Here is a 21,842-nt window from a genome sequence, read left to right as displayed (position 1 = left end):
CCGTCAGGCGTGCGGGAGCGCGGCCGGAACGGTGGCGTGGACGTGGAACGAGCCGTCGCCGACGTGACGGGCGGTGAAGGTGCCGCCGGCGGCGTGGACGCGTTCGGCCTGGTTGCGGACGCCGTTGCAGTCGGCGGAGACGGCGCGCTCGGCGGCGCCGTCGTTGATCACGTCGAGCAGGATCGTGGCGCCGCGCTGCCGCACGTCGATGGTGCAGGTGCTCGCGTCGCTGTGGCGCAGGACGTTGGTGACGGCCTCGCAGAGCACGGCCGCCAGGACCGTCTCGACGGTCTCCGGCAGCGGGTCGTGGTTGAGCTGGACGCGGGCGTCGATGTTCGAGGCGGCCAGCATCGCCTTGGCCGAGTCGGACGTGTCCGCCAGGGAGATCGGCCGGTAGGCGCGAGCCAGTGAGCGCACGTCGGCCAGGGCGTTGTGGGTGAGGTCCATGATCTCGACGATGTGCTCGCGCACGAAGTCCCAGTCCCGGTCGGGGCGGTCGGTGACGATCCGGTGCGCGAGCTCGCTCTTCAGCTTGATGGCGCTGAGGCTGTACCCGAGCAGGTCGTGGAGGTCCCTGGCCACGCGGACGCGTTCGGCGGCGACGGCCGCGACGGTGGCGTCCACGACGGCGACGACCGGTGGGGCCTGCTGGTCGGACGAGGTCGTGCGGTGGGTGGCGAAGCCGGTGGCCAGGCCCGCGAGCAGCAGGGCGGTGACGGCGACGGCGGTCATCGGGTCGTCGTGGGTGGCCTGGGTGAGACCGGTCGCCGCCACGGTCGTCACGAAGACCGTCCAGCCCGCGACGGGGCGCAGGACGAGGAGGGCGTTGCCCGCGACCAGGCCCGCGACGCCCGTCCAAAAATGGCCGTAGAGGACGAGGGGCAGGGCCAGCAGCACGGCTTGGGCGGCGAGGACGAGGTGCCGCCGAAGAGTGTCCAGCGGCCTGAAAAACGACACTTGCAGCAGAACAAGTACCGCCAAGCCGACGATTGACACCGCCAATTCGGTGATTTCCCCGGCGAGGAGCAGCGCGCGGGTCAGATCGGTCAGGCAGACGGCGGTGAACACCGCGACGATGATCGCGCGGTAACTCGGCGTAGAAGACGTCGCATTCACGTTTACCCCCAAGAGCAACTGCTCCAGAGCAAACGCGGCCCCAGGGCGCCCAGCTCGAATCGTAGACAGGCGAGCGCGGTTCAGGGGACTGTTCTGTATCGGTTCAGAAGATGTGCGCGACATTGACCAGCGAGTCAATGCCGGGCCGGAGGACGAGTATTCCGCGCTGTTGTCACCGACCGTGTCCGGCCGATCACCAGCCGGATCGGTCCGGGTTCGTCCGGTACATGAGTTTTTCACCCCCGACCCGGTACCGCGCCATCCGAAGGTCGTGGTGCCGTCCGTGGCGGGAGATAGCCCAGCTCAGGTGAACTTGTGGCACGACCAAGTCGGCCGCTGCTGAGCTGGGGAGGCTCCAATGGAGATCAAGGTTCTCGGACCGCTGGAAGCACGGGAGAACGGCATCTCGATCGCGCCGAGCGCGGTGAAGCCCAGGCAGGTGCTCTCGCTGCTCGGGCTGCAGGCGGGCCACGTCGTCACGGTGCCGACGCTGATCGAAGAGCTCTGGGGGATGACACCACCGCGCAGCGCGCTCACAACGCTGCAGACCTACGTGCTGCAGGTGCGCAGGCGCATCGAGGCGGCCATGCCGGGCGAGGAACCCGGCATCGCGAAGAACGTCCTGGTGACCCGGTACGGGGGCTACATGCTGGCCGTTCCGCCGGAGAGCGTCGACGTCCGCAGCTACGAGCGGCTCGCGATCGCGGGTCAGCGGGCGTTCGAGATCGGCGACCTGGACTCCGCGAGCCGGCTGCTGCGCAGCGCGGCCGAGGTGTGGCGCGGACCGGTCCTGGTGGACGTGCAGATCGGCGTCCGGCTCGGCATGGAGGTCACCCGGTTGCAGGAGAGCCGTCTCGGCGTGCTGGAGACCCGCATCGAGGCCGACCTCCAGCTCGGCAAGCACCAGTCGTTGCTGAGCGAGCTGTCCGTGCTCACCTCGCAGCACCCGATGCACGAGAACCTGTGTGCGCAGTACATGCTCGCGCTGTACCGGGCGGGCAGGCAGTGGAAGTCGCTGGAGGCCTACCAGTCGCTGCGGGACACGCTGATCGAGGAACTGGGGCTTGAGCCGTCCGAAAGGCTGCGTCAGTTGCAGCGGGCCATCCTGAGTTCCGACCCGTCGCTCGACAAGCCGTTGTCCCCGCGCCAGCTGGAGCGCCAGCTAGCGGGCTGAACCCGTTCGGGAGAACCGTGGATACCACCGGTGCAGGTGCGTTGGTCAAGGCGCTTGAGGACGTCGGCTGCGAGGTGATCTTCGGAATGCCCGGCGGGGCGATCCTCCCCGCGTACGACCCGCTGCTCGACTCGGTCAAGATCCGGCACGTGCTGGTGCGCCACGAGCAGGGCGCCGGGCACGCCGCGCAGGGGTACGCGCAGGCGACCGGACGGGTGGGCGTGTGCATGGCGACGTCGGGGCCGGGTGCGACGAACCTCGTCACTCCGCTCGCGGACGCCTACATGGACTCGGTGCCCGTCGTCGCGGTGACCGGGCAGGTCGCCCGCTCGGTGATCGGCACCGATGCCTTCCAGGAAGCGGACATCCGCAGCATCACCCTGCCGATCACCAAGCACAGCTTCCAGGTGACCGATCCCGCGGACATCCCCGCGGTGATCACGGAGGCGTTCGCCCTCGCGGCCTCCGGCAGGCCGGGCCCGGTGCTGGTCGACCTGCCCAAGGACGTGCAGGCGGCTCCGGTGACCTACACACCGGCACCGCCGGCGGGCCGGCGCCGTCCCGCCGTGTCACCGGTGCAGGTCCGCAAGGCCGCCCAGCTCATCGCGACCGCGCGCCGGCCGGTGTTCTACGTCGGCGGCGGGGTGATCCGCTCCGGCGCGGCCCGGGCGCTGTTCCAGCTGGCCACCCGCACCGGCATTCCGGTGGTCACCACGCTCATGGCGCGTGGCGCGTTCCCCGACTCGCACCCGCAGCACCTGGGGATGCCCGGTATGCACGGCACGGTGCCCGCCGTCGCCGCGTTGCAGCGGTCCGACCTGCTGATCGCGCTGGGAACCCGGTTCGACGACCGGGTGACGGGATCGCTGCCCCACTTCGCGCCGGACGCCGCGGTGGTGCACGCCGACATCGACCCCGCGGAGATCTCCAAGAACCGCAGGGCCGACGTGCCGATCATCGGCGACTGCCGGGACGTGATCGCCGCGTTGAACGCCGTGGTGACCGCAACCCCGGACCTCACCTCGTGGTGGGACTACCTCAACGGCCTGCGGACGAGCTTTCCGCTCGGCTACGACTGGCCGGCTGACGGCGCGCTCGCCCCGCAACACGTGATCGAGAGGCTGAGCACGCTCGCCGGGCCGGAGGCGATCTACACCTCCGGCGTCGGTCAGCACCAGATGTGGGCCGCGCAGTACGTGAAGTACGAACGTCCCGCCTCGTTCATCAACTCCGGTGGCCTGGGCACCATGGGGTTCGCGGTTCCGGCCGCCATGGGCGCGCAGGTCGGCGCACCGGACCGGGTGGTGTGGGCGATCGACGGCGACGGCTGCTTCCAGATGACCAACCAGGAGCTGACGACCTGTGCCATCGAGGGCATCCCGATCAAGGTCGCGATCATCAACAACGGCAACCTCGGCATGGTCCGGCAGTGGCAGAACCTGTTCTACGGTGGCCGTTACTCCCACACGCGGCTGAACACCCACAACCGTCTGCCGGACTTCGTGAAGCTCGCGGACGCGATGGGCTGCGCGGGTCTGCGGTGCTCGGAGAGGTCCGAGGTGGACGCCGTGATCACCGAGGCGATGGCGGTGCGGGACCGCCCCGTGGTGGTCGACTTCGTGGTGGGGCAGGACTCGCAGGTGTGGCCGATGGTGGCCGCGGGAACCGGCAACGACGAGATCATGGCCGCGAGGGGCATCAGGCCCCTGTTCGACGAGGAAGATGAGTGATGACAACACATTCGCTCTCCATGTCGCTGCGCAACGAGCAGGGCGGTCTCGCGCGCGTCGTGGTGCTGTTCTCGAGCCGGGGAGTCGGCGTCGAACGGCTCAGCCTGCGCCCGGCCGGTCCCGGTGGGCTCTTCCTCCTCGACGTCGAGGTCGCGCTCCCGCCAGGCCGTTCGCCCGCCCAGCTGGTCGAGCAGCTGCGCAGGCTCGTCGACGTCCGCGAGGTCCGCCACACCGACGAGGAGCTCGAACTCGGCGCCTGACCAGGCGACGACGAACGCGAGTCGCCCGGGGCGGTGAGGTTCTCACCGCCCCGGGACGGTTCGGCAGTGATCCCGGTGAGCGCGCCGCCACGCGCCGTCGATCAGCACGTCCGCGCCGGGAAATCGTTTCGGCACAAGAGAAGGCGCCGCCGAGGTGATCGACGGCGCCCCTGTCCCGCGGCCGGTCGGGTCGCGGTTGCCGGCACCTCGGCGCGCGAGCGCATGTCGCGCTCGCGCGCCGAGGCGGATCAGGCCGCCTTGGGGATGTGCTTGGCCACGACAGCCGCGTACTGCTCCAGCGTCTCGCCGGGTGAGGGACCGTTGAGCGCCTGGTGGATGGTCTCGGCGATGTCACCGTGCCGGTGCAGGTCGGCGTGCGTCAGGGTCACGGTCGTCGTGAACGGGCCCGTGGCGACGAAGTCGACCTTGATGAACGAGGCCTTCTCGTCGTCGAAGATGGGCTGCCAGTGGGGACCGACCCGCCACGTCATCACGAGCCGGTTCGGCGGGTCCCACTCGACGATGGTGCCCCACGCGATCTCCTCACCGTCCGCACCGCGCTCGAAGTAGCGACCGCCGACGAACGGTTCGATCGTGATCGCCGTCCGTTGCTCGACGAACACGTGCGATTCCGGCCACCACTCCAACGGCCGTTCCGCGAAGATCGCGAACGCCTGCTCGATGGTCGCCTCGACCGTCACCGACTTGGTGACGTCGGGAACTGAGGCCATAGTGGCCCTCCTCGCGGGTCGGTGTGGATGCTGTCGCCCCAGCCTGGCGAGCACCTCTCGACGCCGGATGGAAGCGGGGTCGAACGAGGACGGCTCGACCGGATGTCCAGCCGGGCCACGCATATTCGCCGTACGAAGCCGGCGAACGAGGAGTTGTCGTGTCCCGTGTCAGTGTTGAGGTCCACATCGAGGTCCAGACGTTCTACGCGCAGCAGATGCGGCTGCTCGACGCGTTGGACATCGAGGGCTACGCCCAGACGTTCACCGAGGACGGTGTCACCGACCACGCCCACCGCGGCGAGAAGGTCGAGGGCCGTGCCGCTCTGATCGCCGGCGCCAACGCCGCCCTGCCGCGGTACCGGGGCGTGGCCGTGCGGCACTGGAACGACCACTACCTGATCGACGAAGCCGACGAGAACACCCTGAACGTCACGTACTGCTCTCTCGTGACGCGGACCGACGCCGAAGGCAAGGTCACGTTCGAGCCGACGTTCTTCATCGAGGACGTCCTGGTGCGCGTCGACGGGCAGCTCCGCACCAAGTCGCGGACCGTCCACCGCGACGGGCAGGCGGAGCCGGTCGCACGGGCTTCCTGACCTGCGGGCCGCCTGACTCGACCGCCGCTCTAGGGCGATGCCCGAGGCTGGTCTCCAAACCGGTTCCTAGTATGGAGGTCCCCCTCATGGCTACCACGGCGATTCCCGCCAAGACACGGGAAGTGCGTCTCGCCTCCCACGTGACGGACGTCGTGTCCGAGGCCAACTTCGACGTCGTCGAGGTCGATGTCCGCGCACCCGGTGACGGAGAGGTCGTCGTCCGTTACGACTACCTCCAGGTCACCGCGGTGATGCAGGACCTGATGCGCGAAGACGCGGACCTGCCGATGCCCACCTACAAGGTCGGCGAGGCGCTGTGGGGCTTCGCCGTCGGCGAGGTCGTGGCGTCGAACAGCCCCGACCTGGCGGTGGGAGACAGCGTCCAGGGCATGAACGGCTGGCAGCAGTACGCGGTCGGGCCCGCCCAGTCGTTCTGGAAGCTCGACCCCTCCCTGTTCCCGACGCCGCAGCACTACCTGACGCAGGGTCCGACCGCCTACCACGGCATCGTGGACATCGCGCAGGTGCGTGAAGGCGACACGGTGTTCGTCTCCGGTGCCGCCGGTGGTGTCGGCTCCCTCGCCGGGCAGATCGCGAAGTGCCTCGGCGCCAAGCGCGTCATCGGCTCCGCCGGCAGCCAGAAGAAGATCGACTACCTGGTGAACGAGCTCGGTTTCGACGCCGCCTTCAACTACAAGGAGGGCAAGGCCGTCGACAACCTGCGCCGGCTGGCGCCGGACGGCATCGACGTCTTCTTCGACGTCGTCGGTGGCGAGCAGTTCGAGGCGGCGGTCCAGGCGGCGGCGCAGGACGCGCGCTTCGCCCTGTGCGGAGCGTTGTCCGGCCAGGTCGGCGACAGCGACGGCGCGTTCCCGCGCCTCGACATCATGACCGCGATCGTGCGCCAGATCCAGATCCGGCCGTTCGCGACCTACCACACGCCCGAGCAGATCTGGTCGTGGCAGCAGAACTTCAGCACGTGGCTGAAGGAAGGCAAGTTCGTCTTCCCGCACACGATCGTCGAAGGTGGCCTGGAGAAGGCGCCGGAGGCACTGATCGACCTGCTGCGGGGCAAGCACTTCGGCAACGTTCTGGTGAAGCTCACCTGACAACCAAGGGGACTTAACGTGGCGACGTCCTTACCCGTGTGGTCGGCAGCAGACGAGGACGGTGTGCAGCACGCCGTCGTCGAGGTGCCGCTCGACTACGCCGATCCGGCCGGTGAGCGGATCTCGTTGAAGCTCACCCGCATCCCGGCGATCGATCCGGCACGCCGGCGCGGCGTGCTGGTGGCGATCAACGGCGGACCAGGCGGAGACGACGGCCTCGGCGCCCGCATGCCGGCCGAACTGCGGCGCACCACCTCGTTGAACGAGGTGTACGACCTCGTCGGGTTCGACCCGCGGGGTACGGGCGACTCCACGTTCCTCGGCGCCGAGGCGAGTCCGATCACCGCGACCTTCGACTCGCGGCCACCGGACGAGCAGTTCCCGCTGATCGCCGCCGACATGAAGGAGCGGGAGGAGGGCTGCAGCCGGGCAGGCGGCACCCTCCGCCGGCACGTCAGCACCCGCAACCTCGCGCGTGACATCGAGTCCATCCGCGCGCTGCTGGGCGAGGAGAAGATCAACTACCTCGGCTACGCGTACGGCACGATGGTCGGCGCGGTGTACGGCACGATGTTCCCGGATCGTCTGGACCGCAGCGTGCTGGACTCGTGCAAACACCCCCGATGGGACTGGCGCACGCAGTTCAAGGCGCAGGGCCCCGCGATCCGGAGCAGCGTCGACGCGTGGGCGGGGTGGGCCGGCGACCGCGTGAGCCGGTACGAGCTCGGTGCCGGCGCGGCCGAAGTGATCGGCTCCGTCGAGGACGTCGCGGCCGGGCTCGCCGCGCTGACGCCGAGCCCGCTGCTGCGCACGCTGTTCGACCAGCGGATCGGCGTGCTGGCGCCGCGGCGGCACGAGTGGGACCAGCTCGCCCGGCTCGTGGTGGATCTGCGCAAGGCGGTGTCGCACGGCGACTCCGCGGCGGCGGAGGCACTGCTCGCCGGCCAGAGCGCGTGGCGCCCCGGTTCCACGATGGGCGGTCTCCGGGAGGCGGTGCTCGAGGCGGTGACGCTGGAGAGCGAGTGGCCGACCGACCTCGAGGTCTACTACGCGGACATGCGGGAGTTCCGGGAGAAGTACCCCTACGGCTTCGGCGTGATGCGCGCGCAGCCGTGGGTCGGGACGTTCGCGACGTTCAAGCACACCGAGCCGTTCACGGAGGTGGTCCGCGACGGATACCCCGTGGGCCTCGTCGTGCAGACCGACAGCGACCCGTGGAGCTGCTACGAGGGCGGTGTCGAGATGGCGCGGTCCCTGGGGCACCGCATGATCACCGTGACGGACTCGGGCGGGCACGAGACGTTCGCCTTCGCCGGCAACGCCGTGGTCGACCACCTGGTGACCCGTTACCTGGTCGACGGCGAGCTGCCCGAAGAGGACGTGACGTGCACGGGTGACCCGCGGCCCGAAGTACCCGCGGACGACGTGGTTCGCTGAAGTCTTCCCTCCCCTGCGGGCGGGCCGTCGACCCGACGGCCCGCCCGCAGACTTCGTCCCGCTGAGAGCGAGGAACCGAAGTGGCGCGAGTGCGGGACGCACGCGCAGGTGATGTCCGCCGCCGGACCGCCCGTTGGACTCCGCGTGGCCGAAGCGTCCCGTGTGGACGTTCGCACCGCGTTGCGGGCGAGCCGCGAGCCGGGCGGGGCTTCCGGCCCGCGGGGAACGGTGCACTCGCTCGCCATCGCGGACCTGTCGACGCGTACCGGTGCGGTCACCACGATTGCGGCGCGGCCCGCGACGCCGAGCTGCACATCGGCGAGCGGGTGATCGCGGAAACCAGGTGCTGGGCCGGGGTCACCGTGAGGTGGCCGCGTCGGCTGCCGGACTTCACGCCAGTGCCCGGCGACACCGCGCCGGTTCGCGCAGTGGCCGGGTGCACCGGAGAAGTGGGCGAGCGAGGTGTTCGCGGGGCTGAGCGACTGCCTGGGCCCGGTCGAGCCCGACGACGTGCCGGCTCGCCCCGGACGACGACCTGGAGTTCGAGATGCGGCCGCGAGGGCTGCACGTCGTCGGTGTCTGTCCACGCGAGGCGGTGTTTCCCCGGCCGCGCCTTCGAACGGGCGTTGTCACGGGGCCCGGCCCGGAGCCGGGCGGGTGCGTCGCGGACGTCCAGGGCGGTGTGGCGTCACCGGAGATCGGGGCGGTGGCCGCCGGAGAACACCTGCGAGAGACCCTGTTCCGCAAGTTTGCCCCGCCGCCGCGGAACAGGGTCTCCTCCATCAGGTCAGATGCGGGCCACGGTGATCGACGCCGGGGCGGTCGCGATGAAGTTGCCGCTGACGTCGTAGATCGTGGACATGCCCGAGGTGGACAGCGTGTTGCCGGAGATGGAGCCGGCCTGCCTCACGTCGACCGAACCGGTCGGGTTGCCCGCGTTGTCGTACAGGTACTCCCGCACGGTGAATTTGACGGAGTTGGTGCCCGTGGACACCCACGTGCCGGTGCCTTCGCCGTAGCCGTGTTCACCATCGCCGGAGCGCAGGCACACGGAGCCCGAGGACGCGAAGTTGAGGCTGATCGGGCCGCTGCCGCCCTGGTGCTGCACGGTCCCCTTCCAGGCACCGACCACCGAGTGGAACTTGGGTTTCAACTCTGTGCTGGTCACCGGTTCCCCTCCGGCCGCTGCGGCGCTCGGCTGGACGGCTCCGGTGAGCGCGAACGCCGCTGCCGAGGCGAACACGGCCAAGTTCTTGACGATACGGGGCATCTGAATCATTCCTTTGCGGATCGAAGGCGATCGAAGGCAGCGTGGCCAACGCACCTCCAGGTGCGGTCGAGGACGACTACAGGGCCCGATGCCGCCGCGGGCGCGGGGCTTGAGCGCGGTCCGATCGCGGATGTACCGCGTGGCGAGAGGCTGGGTCCCCTGAGGAGTGCGCACACCGCCTGCGCGCGCTCTCGGTACATCAGCGAAGGAGCCAACCGATGTCGAATACCAACCAAGGGCGAACAGGCCTCGTGCTGCTCGCCTGTTGCGTGGGGCAGCTGCTGGTGGTGCTCGACGGCACCATCATGAACGTGGCTCTGCCGTCGATCCAGTCGGCCTTGCAGTTCGACGCGAGCACCCTGCCGTGGGTCATCAACGCGTACCTGATCCCGATGGCCGGCCTGCTGCTCCTCGCCGGTCGCATGGCAGACCTGTTCTCCCGGCGCGGCTTCTTCCTCGCTGGTGTCGGGCTGTTCACCCTCGCGAGCCTCGCCGGCGGGTTCGCCCAGAACGCGACGACGCTCATCATCGCCCGTGCGGCGCAGGGGGTCGGCGTCGCGCTGATGTCACCCGCGACGCTGACGGTGCTCGGTACGACGTTCACCGAACCCGCCGCGCGGGCCAAGGCGTTCGGGCTGTGGGGTGCCGCGGGAGGCAGTGGTGGTGCGATCGGCGTGCTCGCCGGTGGCGTGGTCACGGACTGGCTGTCGTGGCGCTGGGTGCTGCTGCTGAACGTCCCGGTCGGCATCGCGCTGTTCGTCGTGGCCGCCATCTCCATCGCACCGTCGGCCGCCCCCGCCGGACCGCGCAAGCTCGACGTCCTCGGCGCCCTGTCGGTGACCATCGGCATCGCGGCGCTGGTGTACGGCATCGCGGAGGGCGAGCGCGAGGGATGGACCTCGCCCGTCAGCGTCGTCTCGTTCGCGATCGCGGTCGTCGGCATCGGGCTGTTCCTGTTCGACCAGGCGAAGCTCTCCAGCGCGCCGCTGATGCCGCTGAACGTGTTCCGCAACCGCGCGGTCGTCGCCGCGAACGTCTCGATGTTCTGCATCGGCGCCGCGATGGCGGCGACGTTCTACTTCCTGACGTTGCTGATGCAGCTCGTCCTCGGGTACAGCCCGCTGCTCACGGGTCTCGCGTACCTGCCGCTGTCGCTCGCGATCTTCCTCGGCGCCACCGCGGTCGCTGCTCAGACGAGCAAGCTCGGCGAGCGGTTCACGCTGGTGAGCGGCCTCGGCGTCGGTGTGCTCGCGCTGGGGTGGATGGCCCTCGCCGGTGCGCGCGCGTCGTACGTCATCGACCTGCTCGGCCCGTGCGTGCTGTTCGGCATCGGCGTGGGCATGATCCTCGCCACGACGGCGAACCTGGCCACCGCGTCGCTGCCGTCGAGCCAGCAGGGTCTCGCGTCCGGGCTGCTCACGACCGGGCAGACGGTCGGTGGCGCGGCCGGCCTGGCCCTGCTCGTGGCCGTCGCCAACGCGGGCGGCGGCAAGTCGCAGATCGGTGACGAGATGGCGTCCGGGTACTCGCACGCGTTCCTCGGCGCGGCCGGCCTGCTCGTCATCGGACTGCTCGCGGCGCTGACGGTGCCCAAAGCGTCCGGTGCCGTGACGAAGGACCCGGCGCGGGTCGTCACGCACGTCTGAGCGCGCAACGGAAAAGGGGGAGCTTCCCGAGCGGGAGCTCCCCCTTTTCCGTGCCCGTCCGGTCAGTCGAGCACGCGCAGGAACGCGCGGAGCTCCGCGGCGAGTTCCACGGGGCGTTCCAGTGCCGGGAAGTGGCCTCCCTCCGGCAGGTCGCGCCAGTACCGCAGGTCGGTGAAGCGGGTGCGGGCCCACGCACGCGGCAGCCACGCGTCGTTCGGGAACACCGACGCGCCGGTGGGCACGTCCGTGGGGTTCATCGGCTCCTTGTCGAAGCTCTCCCAGAACAACCGGGCCGACGAGGTGCCGGTGCCGGTGAGCCAGTAGGTCGACACGATGTCGAGCAGCTTGTCCTTCGGCACGGCCTGCTCGAGGTCGTTGTCGTGCCCCGCCCACTCCCAGAAGCGGTCGACGATCCAGGCGAGCAACGCCGCGGGGGAGTCGGAGAGGCCGTAACCGAGCGCCTGCGGGCGGCTCGACTGGATCGCGGCGTACCCGGAGCGGTTCTTGCCGAACGCCTGCATCCGCGCCATCGCCCGCTGGTCGCGCTCGTCGAGTTCGACCTGCTCCTGCGGCGGGCGCGCGAGAGGCATCGTGAGGTGGATGCCCGCGAGGTGCTCGGGGTCGGCGGTGCCGAGCGCGGCCGAGACCCACGACCCCCAGTCGCCGCCGTGCGCGACGTAGCGCTCGTACCCGAGCCGGGACATGAGCTCCGCCCACGCCTCCGCGATGTGCTGCACCGTCCACCCGGTCGTCGCCGGCCTGTCGCTGAAGCCGTGGCCCGGCAGCGACGGGCACACGACGTCGAACGCGTCGGCCGGGTCCTCCGGGTCGGTGAGGAGGTCGATGATGTCGAGGAACTCGACGGGCGCGCTGGGCCAGCCGTGCGTCAGCAGGATCGGCGTGGCCGAGGGGTGCGGCGACCGCACGTGCAGGAAGTGGATGCCGACGCCGTCGATCGTGGTGCGGAACTGCGGCAGCGAGTTCAGCCTGCGCTCCACCGCGCGCCAGTCGTACGCGTTCGCCCAGTGGTCCGCGAGCTCGGTCAGGTACGCCAGCGGTGGCCCCTGCGACCAGTCGTCGACGGTCTCGGCGTCCGGCCAGCGCGTTCGCACCAGTCGCTCCTTCAGGTCGTCCAACGCGGACTGCGCGACGGAGACCGTGTACGGCTCGATCTTCTGGCTCACCTGCTCACCTCCAGTAGGAGTGACTTCGACGCGGACGACGCTAGGGCCTCACGCTCGACACACCCTTGAGTCCACAATGGACCTTTGAGTGACGCTCCAGATCGCGGTGGCACCCTCACGGCAGCCGACCAGGAGGACTCGTCATGACCACAAGTGCCGTCGAACCCGGCAGCGCCGAAGCCGAGGAGACGTTCCCCTACCAGAGGCAGTGCCCGTTCACGCCTCCGAAGCAGTACGACGACATGATGGACGAAGACGTCGTCCAGGTCACGCTGACGGGCTCCGGGCTGCGTATCTGGACGATCAGCGGTTACCACACGATCAAAGAGCTCCTGACCGATCCGCGGATCAGCGCGTCGCGGAAGCACGACAACTTCCCGTTCTACTTCATCGCGCCGCCGGAGTTCCGCACCGAGACCTCGTTCATCGGTTACGACAACCCGGAGCACACGAAGACGCGGCGCAAGGCCGCCGTGACGTTCACCAACCGCCAGGTGAAGCGGCTGCGGCCGCGGATCCAGGAGATCGTCGACGACTACATCGACAAGATCCTGACGATGACGCCGCCGATCGACTTCCACCGCGAGTTCTCGCTCGCCGTGCCGATGACGGTCATCTGCGAGCTGCTCGGCATCCCGCAGGACGAGCACGACTTCTTCATCGAGCACGGCACGTGTCTGCTGGGCGGCCACTCGACGCCCGAGCAGCGCCAGGCCGCGATCGTCGAGGTGAACGCCTACGTCGACAAGCTGATCACGTTGAAGGAGAAGGAGCCCGGCGAGGACCTGCTCAGCAGGGCGATGGCCGAGTACGCCGCGTCCGGCGAGGAGTACACGCGCCGCGACCTGTTCAACATGATCCGCCTGCTGATGAACGGCGGCCACGAGACGACGGCCTCGATGCTGTCGCTGGGCACCGCCGCCCTGCTGGAGAACCCGGACCAGCTCGAGCTGCTGCTCGACGACCCCGAGGGCATGATCGAGCCGGCCGTCGAGGAACTGGTGCGCCTCGCGACCATCGGTGACACCGCCATCCCGCGCGTCGCGCTGGAGGACATCGAGATCGCGGGCAAGACCATCAAGGCCGGTGACGGCATCCTGTGCCTGGGGCTCAACGGCAACCGCGACCCGGAGGTCTTCCCGGAGCCGGACAAGCTGATCCTGGAGCGCGGCACCCGCAAGCACCTCGGGTTCGGCCACGGCCTGCACCACTGCATCGGCGCCGACCTCGCGCGCCTGGAGATGCAGCTGGTGTGGACGACGCTGTTCCAGCGGATCCCCTCGCTGCGGCTGGCCAAGCCGTTCCTGGAGATCCCGCGCAAGGAGGGCGCCGTGATCTACGGCCTCTGGGAGCTGCCGGTCACCTGGGACGTCCCCGCGGAAGGCTGAGCGGACACGGGAGAGGGCCTCGCCTCGGCGGGGCCCTCTCGTCGTGTCCGGAGGGCCGGCGGCACGTTCAAGGTGGTCTCCACCGCGTGCAAAGCGCCACCCGTCACTGTGGACCTGTCCGGCGAGCCGCAGATCCGTGGGAGAACTGCCATGCCAAAGATCACTTATGTAACGCACGACGGCATCGAGACCGTTGTCGACGTTGCCCAGGACGACACCGTGATGCGCGGCGCTGTTCTCAACGGCATCAAGGGAATCGTCGCCCAGTGCGGCGGTGGCGCCTCCTGCGGCACGTGCCACGTGTACGTCGATCCGGAGAACACCAAGCCGTTGTCGGCGATGCACCAGGTCGAGGACGAGCTGCTGTACTTCACGGCCTGCGAGCGCAAGGCGAACAGCCGGCTGAGCTGTCAGCTGGCTGTGACCGGGGAGCAGGACGGCCTCGTCGTGCACATGCCTGAGAAGCAACTCTGAGGAGAGAAGAAGCATGAGCCAGCGACGGGTCGCCCTGGTCACGGGCGCCACCAGTGGAATCGGTCTCGAGGTCGCGCGCAGCCTCGGCAAGGAGGGCCACGCGGTCTTCGTCGTGGCGCGCACCGCCGAAAACGTGCAGACCACGGTGAAGCAGCTCCGGGAAGAAGGGTACGAGGCGGACGGCGCCGCCGCCGACGTCACGTCCACTGAGGACATCCGCTCCGCGGTGCAGAAGGCGGTCGACGTCTTCGGGCCCGTCGAGATCCTCGTGAACAACGCGGGTCGTGGCGGCGGCGGCATCACCGCCGAGCTGGACGAGAACCTCTGGCTGGACGTCATCGACACCAACCTCAACGGTGTCTTCCGCTTCACCAAAGAGGTCCTGTCCACCGGCAAGATGGTCGAGCAGACCTGGGGCCGGATCATCAACATCGCCTCCACCGGCGGCAAGCAGGGTGTCGTGTTCGCCGCGCCCTACTCGGCGTCCAAGCACGGCGTCGTCGGTTTCACCAAGGCCGTCGGCATCGAGCTCGCGAAGTCCGGCATCACCGTCAACGCGGTGTGCCCCGGTTACGTCGAGACCCCCATGGCCGGCCGCGTCCGCCAGGGCTACGCGAACCACTGGGGTGTCACCGAGGACGAGGTCCTCGAGAAGTTCAACGCCAAGATCCCGCTGGGTCGGTACAGCACGCCGGAAGAGGTCGCCGGTCTCGTGACGTACCTGACCACGGACACCGCGTCCTCGATCACCGCGCAGGCGCTCAACGTCTGCGGCGGGCTGGGCAACTACTGACATGCGCGGCGAGTCGGTAGTCGTCGTCGGGGCCGGGCAGGCGGGCTGCCAGGTCGCGGTGTCCCTGCGCGAGCAGGGACACCGCGGCCCCATCACGCTCATCGGTGACGAGCAGGCCGCGCCGTACCAGCGGCCTCCGCTCACGAAGGACTACCTGGCGGGGCAGACCGACCTGGCCGGGCTGGTCCTGAGGCAGGACTCCTACTACGAGGACCAGGGCATCGACCTCGTCCGCGGCGAGCGGGTGGTCGGTGTCGACCTCCAGGCGCGCGTCGCGGTGCTCGGCTGTGCCCGCACCGTGAGCTACGAGCACCTGGTGTTCGCGACGGGGGCGCGGCCGCGCACGCTGCCGATCCCCGGCGCGGAGCACGTGCTGAACCTGCGCACGGTCGCCGACGCGGACGCCATCCGGCGCAAGCTCGACGGCCGGACCGGTCTCGACGTCGTCGTCATCGGTGGCGGGTTCATCGGCCTCGAGTTCGCCGCCGTGGTCAGGAAACTGCGCCACGAGGTGACCGTCGTCGAGGCCCAGCCGCTGGTCATGAACAGGGCCGTCTCGGCCGAGACGGCGCGGCACCTGACCAACCGGCACCGGAGCGAGGGCGTCCAGGTGCTCACCGGAACAGGTGTCGCGGCCGTCAGGGAAGGTCTCGTCGAGCTCACCGACGGCACGGTGCTCGTGGCGGACCTCGTCGTCGCCGGCATCGGGGTCGTCCCGAACACCGAGGTCGCCCGGAGCGCCGGACTCGCGGTGGACGACGGCATCGTCGTCGACGCGCACCTGCGCACCACCGACCAGCGCGTTCACGCGGTCGGGGACTGCGCGCGGTTCGCCAGCACGCTCACCGGCGGCCTCACGCGCCTCGAGTCCGTGCAGAACGCCACGGACCAGGCCACGACGGTCGCGAGCGCGATCCTGGGCGGTGCGGAGCCCTACACCGCCCTGCCGTGGTTCTGGAGCGACCAGTACGACCTGAAGCTGCAGATCGCGGGACTCACCGACGGCCACGACCGCGCGGTCACCGTCGGCGACCCGGCGGAAGGCAGGTTCTCGGTGTTCTGCTTCAAGGACGACCGGCTGGTCGGCGTCGAGGCGTGCAACCGCCCGATCGACTTCCTGATGGGACGCCGGATCCTCGAGGCGGGCAACGCGCTCACCCCGGAGATCGTCGCCCGTCCGGGCTTCGACCTGCGGACGAGCGGGCAGCAGGCGGCGTGACGGGTGCGGGCCGGGGCTGATGCCCGGGGCGCCGTCCCGCGATTCCCGTCCGCGGGGGTCGCGGCCCTCGCCCGTGACCCCCGCCGGACGGACTCGCGGGACACGGCTAGAGCCAGCCGGCTTCCTCGGCGATGCGGATGGCGTCCACCTTGTTGCGGCCGTTGAGCTTCGTCATGATCGTCGTCAGGTAGTTGCGGACGGTGCCGACCGAAAGCGACAGTGCGACAGCGATGTCAGGCGCGTCGGTGCCGTTCGCCGCCAGCCGGAGCACCTCGAGCTCGCGGTCGGTGAGGGGGCACTCGCCGCGGTCCCACGCGGCGAGGGCGAGCTGGCTGTCCACGACGCGCTCGCCCGCGTTGACGCGGCGGATCGCCTCGGCGAGCTCCGAGGGTGGCGCGTCCTTCAGCAGGAACCCGTCGACGCGGGCCGCCAGCGCCCGGCGCAGCGTGCCCGGCCGGCCGAGCGAGGTGAGCATCAGCGTTCTGATCTGCGGCATCGTCTCGCGGATCGTCGCCGCGGCAGTCAGCCCGTCGAGGATCGGCAGGTCGATGTCGATCACGCAGACGTCCGGGCTGTGGTGACGCGCGGTCGGCACGATCCTGTCGCCCGAGCTGACCTCGGCCACGACCTCGATGTCCGGTTCGAGGTTGAGCAGCGCGATGAGAGCACCGCGCACCATGTGCATGTCCTCCGCGAGCAGAACCCTGATCATCGCGCCCCTCCGCGCGCCACCATATCTCCGAACGTTCATGTCGCGCTCCACGCCACATCGAGGCGACCCGAGAAGGGTGGGAAGAGCCGCCTGGTGAAGGGATGCGCCGTGGAACGCAGCGTCAACGTGACAGTCGTGTACTACTCCTCGACCGGGACGATCCACCGCCTGGCCTCGGAGATCTCCGAGACGGCCGAGAAGCAGGGCGCCGAGGTGCGGCTGGTCCGTGCCGCGGAGCTGGCGCCGCGGCACGTGGTGGACTCCCGGCCCGCCTGGGCGGCGCACCTCAGGGACACCGAGGACGTCCCGGTGGCGTCGGCCGGCGACGTGCTGTGGGCCGACGCCGTCCTGTTCGGCACGCCGACCCGTTTCGGCAACGTCTCCGCGCAGCTCAAGCAGTTCATCGACACGCTGGGGCCCGCGTGGTCCGGCGGCCTGCTCGCGGACAAGGTGTACAGCGCCTTCACCTCCGGCGTCAGCGCGCACGGCGGTATGGAGACCACGCTCGTGTCCATCTACAACATGGCCTGCCACTTCGGCGGGATCATCGTGCCCCCGGGTGGCGACCTGAACCCCTACGGCACCTCGCACGTCCTGGGCGCGGACAACGCGCCGGTCGGCGACAGGGCGTTGCGGGCGGCTCAACTGCAGGCGGAACGCGTCGTGCGGGTCGCACGCGCGCTGAAGGAGGTCTGACCGCGGTGCGAGTGAAGGATGTTTTCGTCAGTGGCAACGGAGTGCGGCTGCCGTCGACGCTGACGGTCGCGGACGCGATCGTCTCGGGGGAGTGCGAGCCCAGGCTCGTCGCGCGGACGGACGTCGAGTCCGTCTCGGTGTCCCCGGACGAGTCGGCGGCGGAAATGGCGGTCGAGGCGGCGAGGGCGGCGCTGGCCCACGCGGGATCCACGCCCGGCGACGTCGATCTGATCCTGCACGCCACCACCTACCACCAGGGCCAGGACCTGTGGCCCGTCGGCTCGTACATCCAACGCGAGACAGTGCGGAACTCCTGCCTGGCGCTGGAGATCCGGCAGATGTCCAACGGCGGCCTGGCCGCGATGGACCTCGCGGTGTCCTACCTCGCCGCGAGGCCGGGCAGGGACGCGCTCCTGACGTCCTCCGACCGCTTCTGCCTGCCCGGCATCGACCGGTGGCGCACAGATCCCGGAACTCCCTACGGCGACGGCGCGTCGGCCATCGTGCTGTCCACGCGCGGCGGCTACGCGCAGCTGCTTTCGCTCGCCATCAACGCCGACTCGGACCTCGAGCCGCTGCACCGCGGCGACGTGCCGTTCGGCCTCGCGCCGTTCTCGCACCGCATCCCGGTGGACTTCGAGGAGGCCAAGCAGACGTTCAGCCGGGAGTTCGGCCTCTCCTACGGCATCAACAAGGCCAACGCAGGCCAGGCGCTCGCCGTCGAGCAGGCGCTGTCGGAGGCCGACATGAAGATCGGCGACGCCGACTGGGTGATCCTGCCGCACTTCGGCCGCCGCCGCTTGGACGTGAACTACCTGCGCCCGTACGACATCGCGCCGGAGCGCACCACCTGGGAGTGGAGCCGCACGGTCGGCCACCTCGGCGCGGGCGACCAGTTCGCGAGCCTCGACCACCTCGTGCGGACCGGCAAGGCCAGGTCCGGGCAGCGGATCGTCATGTTCGGCGTGGGCGCCGGCTACAGCTGGGGATGCGCGGTCCTCGAGATGCTGTGACCGCCGGCGAGCTGCTGGCGAGCCGCGCCCAGGGCCTCCGTCCGGCCTCCGGGCTGGTGGACCGGTGACCCCGTGCCGGACGCCAGGCCGGGCGGCGAGCGCCGAGGCGGGTTCGCCGTACCGCCCTGCCCGGGCTGAGCAGTGCCGGCTGGACCAGCGTGAACATCATCCGCCTGGCCGCGAAGTCGGCGTTCCTCGTGGTGGGTGCCGAGCAACCCGGGCGGTGCCCACCCGCCGACCTCGGCGGCCGGCGTCCAGCCGGGTGTTGGGTGCCGCCGCGGCAGCGGGCGATCAGGCGATGGGGATCTCGGCCCGCAACCGGTAGGTGTGCTCGGGCGTGAGGCCCGCCTGCAGGTCACCGCCCAGCGCGCGGACGCGGGTGGTGAGGTTGCCGATCCCGCTGCCGTCCCGCGAACTCTGGTGGCTCGACGAGATCCCGTCGTTGACGATGTCCATCGTGACGAGTTCGCCAGAGCTGGACACCACGATCTCGCAGCGCCCGGCCTTGCTGTGCCGCAGCAGGTTCGTCACGCCCTCCCGCAGCACGGTCGCGAGCGTGACCTTCACCTCCTTGGACAGCCGGTCGCAGGGTTCGATCCTGACGGTGACGTCGATGTCCGCCGCGGACAGCAGCGCCCGCGCCGACCGGGCCTCCTCGTCGAACGACAGCTCGCGGTAGCTCAGCGCCACCGACCGCACGTCCGCGAGCGCCTGCCGGGAGATCTGCAGCACCTCGGTGAGCTCCTGCCGCGCCCGGTCCGGGTCGGCGGTGAGCAGCCGGTGCGTCAGCTCGCTCTTCAGCGTGATCGCGGAGAGGCTGTAGCCGAGCAGGTCGTGCAGGTCGCGGGCGAACCGCAGCCGTTCCTGCGTGACGGCCGCCGCCGCGAGCTCCTCCCGCGCCTCGTGCAACTGGTTCACCATGGACCGCAGCCGGGTCAGCGCGTAGAGCACCAGGCCGTGGTTGGTCGTGGCCATCACGCCGTACGCGATGGCAACCGCGTTCTCGCCGAGCGCGCTGTAGATCACGCCCTGCAGTGCGACGACCGAGAAGAACGCGATCCACCCGGCGCGGCGCGGCAGCAGCAGGGCCCCCGCTCCGGCGAGGAAGCCGGGCACGCCCGCGAGGTAGGGGTTGGCGAACACCAGGGGAGGGACGAACACGCAGAACGCCAGCCCGGCGAGCACCAGGACCCGCCCCGACAGGCTCAGCCGGACGTGCGGGCGGATCACCACGCCCAGCACGAGCACGGCGGTGCCGACGATGCCGATCGCGGCGACCTCGACCCCGGCCGACCTGACCGGGTAGTACGTCACCAGCGTCATCGCCATCGCCGCGTACCCGACCACCACGGCCGTGATCAGCACCTGCGCGAACCGCGTCGCGATCGGCGGGCCCGAGAAGCGCGGCGCGGCCGCCTGGTTCTCGGGTGCCGGTTCCACCGGCACCTCGGCGTGCAGGTGGTAGGTGCCGCCCGAGGTGGTCCTGGCGAGCAGGGAACCACCGATGGCCGAGGTGCGGGTGGTGAGGTTGCTCAGACCGCTGCCGCGCTTGGCGCCGGTCTCGGCGAGTGCTCCGTCGTTGACGATGTCGATCGACGCCAGCCGGTCCGTGCCGGAGATCGTGATGGTGCAGCGGGTCGCCTCGCTGTGCCGCAGCAGGTTCGTCACGCCCTCGCGCAGCACGGTCGCGAGCACCGTCCGGGATCGGGGTGAGAGGTCGGGGTGGTCCGTCTCGATCGTGGTCCGCACGCCCGCGGCGGTCAGCACCGACCGCGCCGACTCGATCTCGTCGGCGAGCGACAGTTCGCGGTAGCTCGAGGCCACCGCGCGAACGTCGGCCAGGGCCTCGCGGGCGATGCTCAGGATGTCCGTCAGCTCCCGCACGGCGCGTTCGGTGTGCGTGCCGATCAGCCTGCAGGTCAGCTCGACCTTCAGCGTGATCGCGGACAGGCTGAAGCCGAGCAGGTCGTGCAGGTCGCGGGCGAACCGCAGGCGCTCCTGCGAGACCGCGAGGTCGGCGAGCTCGGAGCGGGCGGTCTCCAGCTCCTCGACCAGTGCCGGGAGCCGGGACAGGCCGTAGACGACCAGGCCGGCGACCAACGACTGCACCACGTAGTAGGCCAGCTGGGCGGGGTCGCTGACGTACAACGACCTGATCGCGCCGTTGCTCAGCGCCACCGCGAAGAACACCAGCCACCGCACCCGGCGCGGCAGGACCAGCAGAGCGCTGCCGGCCAGGAAGCCGGGCATGCCGTGCCAGGCGTTGGGGAAGAACGGGACCGGCGCGTACACCAGCCCGGCCATGACGCCCAGCGCGAGATGCGCCCTGCCCGAACGCAGGTCGGACCCCGGCCGGCTGAACACCCGCAGTTGCAGGTACCCGATCAGGAGCAGGCAGACGAGCGCGGCCGCGGCGCGCGCGGGTGTCGGACCGGCGTTCAGGACGTAGGAGAAGGCGTTGCCGAGGTAGTTGGCGAAGACCACGCTGATGACGACGTACGCCAAACGACGGGACACGGATGAGCGTTCCTGTCGTGATGTCACAGCAGCTCCCACGCGAGGGTCGGGACACGGCCATGATACGGGCGTGTCTTGGGAAGTCGCGCGGTTTGCGATCCGTGACCGGAGCACCACGACAGCGGCTCAGCACCTGGCCGGGACGACGAGCCCTGCCCCGGCGAGATAGGCGACGACGTCGGCGACCAGCGCCTTCTCGACGTGCAGCGTCTCGGCGACCTGAGTGATCGTGCCGGCGTTGTCCAGCAACGACTTCGCGATCTCCGTGGCGGGCGCGCCGTGCAGGATCACCTGGTAGGTGAGGCCCGGGCACGCCAGTGCCTGGTCTCCGTTGAGCCGGTCGATCCCGGTGCCCCACCGCATCGTCACGAGCTCGTCCTCCCCGATGAAGGGCAACCAGAAGGTGGCGTCCCGCGTCACCGCGACGAGCGACAGGATCGGGCCGGCGCCGTCGTTGAGCCCGAGCGACGGCACGACGCAGCCACCGAGCAGGTCGAGCGTGTTCTTGAGCTTGCGCCAGATGAGGCACGGCCCGGCCCCGGCCCTCCACCTCACGAAGTTCTCGTGCAGCGCGGAGATGTTCTCCAGCGCCACCGGCCCCAGGCTCATGCGGTGCAGCGCCTCGCGCACGAGCGGGCTGGTGTCCGCGATCTCGATCGAGCCCCACCTGCCGTGCACGGTCAGGTGCTCGCTCCCCTCGTCGACGAACGCGTCCTCCAGCAACGACCACAGCGGGCGGCAGGCCGGGATGTGCGACTCGGTGGGCACCACGGCGCC

20 protein-coding genes are annotated in these 21,842 nt (G+C 70.1%); 13 read left to right on the top strand and 7 right to left on the bottom strand.

The features are described from left to right. Positions 1–3: 3 nt before the first annotated feature. Positions 4–1,068, bottom strand: a complete 1,065-nt coding sequence (locus V1227_RS19400) for a sensor histidine kinase (RefSeq protein WP_329787038.1) — start codon at positions 1,066–1,068, stop codon at positions 4–6. 406 nt (positions 1,069–1,474) lie between these two features. On the opposite strand from V1227_RS19400, the gene V1227_RS19395 reads away from it, so the two are divergent. The 3 genes from V1227_RS19395 to V1227_RS19385 are packed head-to-tail and all read left to right on the top strand — an operon-like array spanning position 1,475 to position 4,280. Next, positions 1,475–2,290 (top strand): AfsR/SARP family transcriptional regulator, encoded by an 816-nt coding sequence (locus V1227_RS19395; RefSeq protein ID WP_329787037.1) that lies wholly within the window; start codon positions 1,475–1,477, stop codon positions 2,288–2,290. Positions 2,291–2,307: 17 nt separating this feature from the next. Further along, positions 2,308–4,020, top strand: coding sequence for an acetolactate synthase large subunit (locus V1227_RS19390; protein WP_329787036.1), 1,713 nt, complete (start codon positions 2,308–2,310; stop codon positions 4,018–4,020). Beyond that, the gene (locus V1227_RS19385) at positions 4,020–4,280 is read left to right on the top strand and encodes an ACT domain-containing protein (RefSeq protein WP_090100688.1); all 261 of its coding nucleotides are present in this window, start codon (positions 4,020–4,022) and stop codon (positions 4,278–4,280) included. The genes V1227_RS19390 and V1227_RS19385 overlap by 1 nt, the downstream gene beginning before the upstream one ends. Before the next feature lie 248 nt (positions 4,281–4,528). On the opposite strand, the gene V1227_RS19380 is transcribed toward V1227_RS19385, so the two are convergent. After that, entirely contained in the window at positions 4,529–5,011 is a 483-nt protein-coding gene (locus V1227_RS19380) for an SRPBCC domain-containing protein (RefSeq protein ID WP_329787035.1), read from the bottom strand. A gap of 158 nt (positions 5,012–5,169) precedes the next feature. Here V1227_RS19380 and V1227_RS19375 point away from each other — a divergent pair, with 158 nt between their 5' ends. From V1227_RS19375 to V1227_RS19365, 3 genes are all read left to right on the top strand, one after another. Continuing rightward, a complete protein-coding gene (locus tag V1227_RS19375) occupies positions 5,170–5,607 on the top strand; it encodes a nuclear transport factor 2 family protein (RefSeq protein ID WP_329787034.1) in 438 nt (145 codons plus the stop codon). 86 nt (positions 5,608–5,693) lie between these two features. Further along, positions 5,694–6,716 carry an NADP-dependent oxidoreductase gene (locus V1227_RS19370; RefSeq protein ID WP_329787033.1) on the top strand — a complete coding sequence of 341 codons (1,023 nt, stop codon included), beginning with the start codon at positions 5,694–5,696 and terminating at the stop codon, positions 6,714–6,716. Between the two features lie 18 nt (positions 6,717–6,734). Then, complete coding sequence (locus V1227_RS19365) at positions 6,735–8,153, top strand: alpha/beta hydrolase (protein ID WP_329787032.1); 1,419 nt, start codon at positions 6,735–6,737, stop codon at positions 8,151–8,153. 787 nt (positions 8,154–8,940) lie between these two features. Here V1227_RS19365 and V1227_RS19360 read toward each other — a convergent pair. Next, on the bottom strand, positions 8,941–9,423 hold the full coding sequence (locus tag V1227_RS19360) for a hypothetical protein (RefSeq protein WP_329787031.1): 483 nt from the start codon (positions 9,421–9,423) through the stop codon (positions 8,941–8,943). A 218-nt stretch (positions 9,424–9,641) separates the two neighbouring features. Here V1227_RS19360 and V1227_RS19355 point away from each other — a divergent pair, with 218 nt between their 5' ends. Beyond that, positions 9,642–11,069, top strand: a complete 1,428-nt coding sequence (locus V1227_RS19355; RefSeq protein WP_329787030.1) for a DHA2 family efflux MFS transporter permease subunit — start codon at positions 9,642–9,644, stop codon at positions 11,067–11,069. Positions 11,070–11,131: 62 nt separating this feature from the next. Here the strand turns inward: V1227_RS19355 and V1227_RS19350 are convergent, their stop codons facing one another. After that, complete coding sequence (locus V1227_RS19350) at positions 11,132–12,253, bottom strand: epoxide hydrolase family protein (protein ID WP_329787029.1); 1,122 nt, start codon at positions 12,251–12,253, stop codon at positions 11,132–11,134. Positions 12,254–12,396: 143 nt separating this feature from the next. Here V1227_RS19350 and V1227_RS19345 point away from each other — a divergent pair, with 143 nt between their 5' ends. From V1227_RS19345 to V1227_RS19330, 4 genes are all read left to right on the top strand, one after another. Next, positions 12,397–13,641: a cytochrome P450 gene (locus tag V1227_RS19345; protein WP_329787028.1), complete on the top strand. Its 1,245-nt coding sequence runs from the start codon at positions 12,397–12,399 to the stop codon at positions 13,639–13,641. Positions 13,642–13,791: 150 nt separating this feature from the next. Then, complete coding sequence (locus tag V1227_RS19340) at positions 13,792–14,115, top strand: 2Fe-2S iron-sulfur cluster-binding protein (protein WP_236223592.1); 324 nt, start codon at positions 13,792–13,794, stop codon at positions 14,113–14,115. Positions 14,116–14,128: 13 nt separating this feature from the next. Beyond that, entirely contained in the window at positions 14,129–14,908 is a 780-nt protein-coding gene (locus tag V1227_RS19335) for an SDR family NAD(P)-dependent oxidoreductase (protein ID WP_236223591.1), read from the top strand. Between the two features lies 1 nt (position 14,909). Then, entirely contained in the window at positions 14,910–16,127 is a 1,218-nt protein-coding gene (locus V1227_RS19330; RefSeq protein ID WP_329787027.1) for an NAD(P)/FAD-dependent oxidoreductase, read from the top strand. A gap of 106 nt (positions 16,128–16,233) precedes the next feature. Here the strand turns inward: V1227_RS19330 and V1227_RS19325 are convergent, their stop codons facing one another. Next, entirely contained in the window at positions 16,234–16,839 is a 606-nt protein-coding gene (locus tag V1227_RS19325; protein ID WP_329787026.1) for a response regulator transcription factor, read from the bottom strand. A gap of 108 nt (positions 16,840–16,947) precedes the next feature. Here V1227_RS19325 and V1227_RS19320 point away from each other — a divergent pair, with 108 nt between their 5' ends. Both V1227_RS19320 and V1227_RS19315 read left to right on the top strand, forming a co-directional pair. Then, a complete protein-coding gene (locus tag V1227_RS19320; RefSeq protein WP_329787025.1) occupies positions 16,948–17,535 on the top strand; it encodes a flavodoxin family protein in 588 nt (195 codons plus the stop codon). Positions 17,536–17,540: 5 nt separating this feature from the next. Then, positions 17,541–18,548 carry a ketoacyl-ACP synthase III family protein gene (locus tag V1227_RS19315; RefSeq protein ID WP_329787024.1) on the top strand — a complete coding sequence of 336 codons (1,008 nt, stop codon included), beginning with the start codon at positions 17,541–17,543 and terminating at the stop codon, positions 18,546–18,548. A gap of 291 nt (positions 18,549–18,839) precedes the next feature. Here the strand turns inward: V1227_RS19315 and V1227_RS19310 are convergent, their stop codons facing one another. Further along, positions 18,840–21,065: a sensor histidine kinase gene (locus tag V1227_RS19310; RefSeq protein WP_329787023.1), complete on the bottom strand. Its 2,226-nt coding sequence runs from the start codon at positions 21,063–21,065 to the stop codon at positions 18,840–18,842. Between the two features lie 126 nt (positions 21,066–21,191). Next, complete coding sequence (locus V1227_RS19305) at positions 21,192–21,836, bottom strand: hypothetical protein (RefSeq protein ID WP_329787022.1); 645 nt, start codon at positions 21,834–21,836, stop codon at positions 21,192–21,194. Positions 21,837–21,842: the final 6 nt, after the last annotated feature.

This window comes from Lentzea sp. DG1S-22 (genome assembly GCF_036321065.1).
GTDB lineage: Bacteria > Actinomycetota > Actinomycetes > Mycobacteriales > Pseudonocardiaceae > Lentzea > Lentzea jiangxiensis.
Note: the sequence above shows the minus strand (reverse complement) of the source record. Positions and strands in the feature narration are given on the sequence as shown.